This is a genomic window from Candidatus Glomeribacter gigasporarum BEG34 (assembly GCF_000227585.1).
Classification (GTDB): domain Bacteria; phylum Pseudomonadota; class Gammaproteobacteria; order Burkholderiales; family Burkholderiaceae; genus Glomeribacter; species Glomeribacter gigasporarum_B.
This window is the reverse complement of record NZ_CAFB01000079.1, coordinates 1-3637: the sequence shown is the minus strand read 5'-3', so window position 1 is coordinate 3637 and position 3637 is coordinate 1. Positions and strand designations below refer to the sequence as shown.

The following is a 3637-nucleotide window of genomic DNA, read 5'->3' as shown; positions in this document are numbered from 1 at the left end:
TGCATCATGCACTCCGAAAATAAAAAGCCGCTTAAGAGCGGCAGATGTAAAAAAACCGCCTTGAGGCGGTGGGAAGTGATTTACCCTGTGGTAATTGATAGCAAAATTAGCTACCATTCATTCATGAACAATGCGCACCGCAGGACGCTTCAGGCCATTTTTTCGCGTCCGGTTCCAACGACGCTCGAATGGCGCAGAATTGAACATCTGTTTGCCGCCCTGGGTTGTGAAACGATTGAGGGAAACGGTTCACGAGTGGGTTTTAAAAAGCATGGTATTCGAGCGGATTTTCATCGTCCTCATCCAAGCAAAGAAGCAAAGCCTTACCAAGTGCGTGCGGCCCGTAAATATCTTGAATTATTGGGAATTCAACCATGAAACCAATGACCTACAAGGGCTACTCAGCCCGAATTGAATACAGTGATGAAGATGACTGCTTCATTGGTCGTTTGGCCGGTATCCGCGATATCATCACTTTTCACGGAAATTTTGTGGAAGAAGTACGGCATGCTTTTCAAGAAGCAGTTGATTTTTATCTTGAAACATGCCGCCAACGAAATGAAGCGCCGCAAAAGCCTTATTCCGGCAAGATTTCATTGCGCATTTCTCCCAATATTCACGCGCGTATGGCGATGCAGGCGGATGCCGCTGGTAAAAGCATTAATCAGTGGGTTGCTGAAACACTGGAACATGCCATACACGCTTAAAACGATCTTCTTAACCAATCAGTATGTAGGCGGCTTGGGCCACACAATTTGGCTTGGGAAATCTTTTTGCTGCGGCAGATCGCGGAGTAGCTGGCGATAGACTGCCCATTGCGTGCGGGTTTGCTCTGGCACATCCATTAACTGCGTCCAGTCGCTCCCGATCAATTTGGCCCGCCGTATTGCTTTGACCTGTTGCGCATTGAACTCATCGGCATGAGTGTTAAACGTCTTCTTCAGCGTCTTCAGATCAGGCTTGGGCGCATCTGCCCGCCATTCGACGATTTCCGCCTCGCCGATTTGTTTGTCTGAACCGGATTCGACGGGGTGCGCCACCCAATAATCTTTCCAGCACGCGAGATCGGGATAGAGCTTGGACACGGCAAAGGCCATCTGGTCATGCGTCATCATCGTGATACCTCTTCTATTGATTGCGGATTTTACGGGCACGCACCCCAATACCATCTAAATAATCACTACCCATACCCCAGCACATATTCAGACCCGTGCAGACCCACGGATCGGGTAAGTCCTGCTCGGTCTGGTTATAGCTTCTGTGTATTGTGCTGAAACTCCAAATCTGGCTGTTGTATTGACATTCCGCCCCCGCGTTGGCTTTGCCGTTGAGCGTATTGCTCAGCCAACCAAATATCGGCGTCCAGAAATTGCCGTCGTCCCCAAAGCGCACCATCCATCCACGCGGCCCGACAAACCCAATCGTGCCGTCGTTGTGATGAGCGGAACGCAAGGCGCTGTCATTCAGATTTCGGATATGCAGCCAATAGCGCACGTTCAGCGTGCCATCGATCGCTTGATCATTTTCGGGACTAAGCGGCTTATAGCCGATATTGTCCACAACCGCGCCATAGGCAATCTTTGAACTCGTCACCGCGCCATAGGCAATCTCTGAACTCGTCACCGCGCCGCTGGCAATCTCTGAACTCGTCACCGCGCCACCGGCAATCTTTGAACTCGTCACCGCGCTATAGGCAATCTTTGAACTCGTCACCGCGTCATCGGCCAGCTTGGGCGTGGTAATCGAGCCGTCCGCGGGGGTGAAATCGAGCGCGGGTAACTGTTCGGTGGGGACATAGCCTTGATCGTCCAGTGTCGCCACACCCTCCGGCTGGCCTTTCTCTTCGACATTGACCGCATCGGTAATGCCGTAGCCGGTGAGCGTCGTTGGCTTGCCGGTGATTTTCGACCATGCGAGATCGACTTTGGAGCGGGGTAACTGTTCGGTGGGGACATGGCCTTGCGCGTTCAGTGTCGCCACACCCTCCGGCTGGCCTTTCTCTTCGACATTGACCGCATCGGTGATGCCGTAGCCGGTGAGCGTCGTTGGCTTGCCGGTGATTTTCGACCATGCGAGATCGACTTCAGCAATCGCGGCGTGCAAATGGTTCACAATCGCCTGCGTCGTCCCGTCATCGATCAGCGGCTGCCCGCTCCGTTCGACGATGAACCGCGCCAGCGCCGCCGCCATCAGGCTCGATTGCCGCCACACCTTGTTCAGTTGCGCGGCCATTGCTACGCCCGACGTAAAACCAGTGCGCCGCGCGACCAACTTTTCGTAGTCCGCCTGTTCCAGCACATTCGCGTTTTCGCTCGCGGCGAAGGGTAAAAAGTCATTTTGAATCGTCATAGCGCTTCCTTTAAATAATCCGGCCCCAAGCGCCGGTGTCAAAACCGGAAATACAGGCGTTGTGCACATCGAAGCCGAACAAAGGCGCGCCGTTCTCTGGCGTGACGATGACATAGGCGACCCGCACGCCTTCAGGCTTGAGCGCCAAATAGCCGCGCGTGAGTATGGCAAGAAACGCTGCATGCGGAATCTGGCCGGCAATCCCCACGGTGATCGACATATCGCCGTTGTCCTGCACGAAGACGTGCGTATCCGCGCCAAAGATCGCGTTCAGCATATCGGCCATCGAATCCGGCGCGCCGTCCCAATGGTTGGCGCGGATTTTGGCTTTCAGCAGCAGCCGGTAGGTATCGTCGTCGAGCCGTGTGACGCCCTCGGTTGGGTCGTGCGGCTGCTTCCAGACGCCTTGATCAAAGCCGAGATGCGCATCGTCTAATGTGAAATAAATGCCCGTCAGCGGAATCTGGACGGCGCGCGCCAGTCCCACCCATGTACCCACTTGATCGAGTTGCGCGCCGATGGCTTGATCGACATCGAAGGCCGCCGGCATGGACGCGAGCGCGTTGTGCAGATCGACAAAAGGCTGCACGGACGCTTCTATGACCGCGCGAAACTTGGGTTTGTCCCGGTTCGCTGCAGGAATCCGCGCCAGATCATCCTGAAGGCTCGCCATCAGTGCACCGTCAATTTCACATCGCTCGGCGCGCAGTGCACGGCTTCATTAAACGCGACCGGCATCTCCAGCCGCGCGTTCGCTGCGTCTGGCCGCGCGATGGAAAGCGCGGTGATGTCAAAGGTCTCTGAATCCGGCTGACCGTTTAAATTCGCCGGTACATAGAGCCGCGCCGCGCGCAGCGGCTCGCCGATGGCGCGCGCATTGACATATTCCGATACGGCCTGTTGAATGGCCTGACCGACCGCCGATGTGTAGCCCGCGAGCGCGTTCAGTGCAATGCGTACCGTCACAGGAACCTCCACGGGCCGGAAGAACCGGATCGGATGTTCGATGCCGTAGCGGTCATGGATGAGGGTCGTCGTTGTGCCATAAGTGCCCGCGCCAGGCGTTTTCTTCGCGGCAATGGCTTGTGCAATGCGTTCCGCATCACCGCCTTCCACGACCAGCGCAATCGAGTGTGAGGGGAGTCCGTTCCCGTCCGTCGTATCGGTATCGTTCTCATACGCTGAATAACGCCTCACCCCCTTCACCGCCGCCACAGCGCCGACGATACCTTCCAGCACGGTTCGAGAGGGCAGCGCGACGGAAGCGGCTTGACGCCGGCGCAGCATC

5 protein-coding genes and 1 pseudogene are annotated in these 3637 nt (G+C 56.0%); 2 read left to right on the top strand and 4 right to left on the bottom strand.

The genetic code is table 11. The features are described from left to right. The first annotated feature begins 123 nt into the window (after positions 1–123). Both CAGGBEG34_RS08630 and CAGGBEG34_RS08625 read left to right on the top strand, forming a co-directional pair. Positions 124–378 carry a type II toxin-antitoxin system HicA family toxin gene (locus CAGGBEG34_RS08630; protein WP_006683276.1) on the top strand — a complete coding sequence of 85 codons (255 nt, stop codon included), beginning with the start codon at positions 124–126 and terminating at the stop codon, positions 376–378. Beyond that, entirely contained in the window at positions 375–707 is a 333-nt protein-coding gene (locus CAGGBEG34_RS08625; protein WP_006683275.1) for a type II toxin-antitoxin system HicB family antitoxin, read from the top strand. Before CAGGBEG34_RS08630 ends, CAGGBEG34_RS08625 begins: the two co-directional genes overlap by 4 nt. 18 nt (positions 708–725) lie before the next feature. On the opposite strand, the gene CAGGBEG34_RS08620 is transcribed toward CAGGBEG34_RS08625, so the two are convergent. From CAGGBEG34_RS08620 to CAGGBEG34_RS08600, 4 genes and pseudogenes are all read right to left on the bottom strand, one after another. Beyond that, a complete protein-coding gene (locus CAGGBEG34_RS08620; protein WP_006683274.1) occupies positions 726–1115 on the bottom strand; it encodes a tail fiber assembly protein in 390 nt (129 codons plus the stop codon). 13 nt (positions 1116–1128) lie between these two features. Continuing rightward, a complete protein-coding gene (locus tag CAGGBEG34_RS09815; protein WP_006683273.1) occupies positions 1129–2349 on the bottom strand; it encodes a hypothetical protein in 1221 nt (406 codons plus the stop codon). A gap of 10 nt (positions 2350–2359) precedes the next feature. Beyond that, a complete protein-coding gene (locus CAGGBEG34_RS08605; protein ID WP_006683272.1) occupies positions 2360–3022 on the bottom strand; it encodes a DUF2612 domain-containing protein in 663 nt (220 codons plus the stop codon). Further along, positions 3022–3637 (bottom strand): annotated as a pseudogene (locus CAGGBEG34_RS08600) (hypothetical protein); the annotation flags it as partial. The gene CAGGBEG34_RS08605 and the pseudogene CAGGBEG34_RS08600, both read right to left, overlap by 1 nt.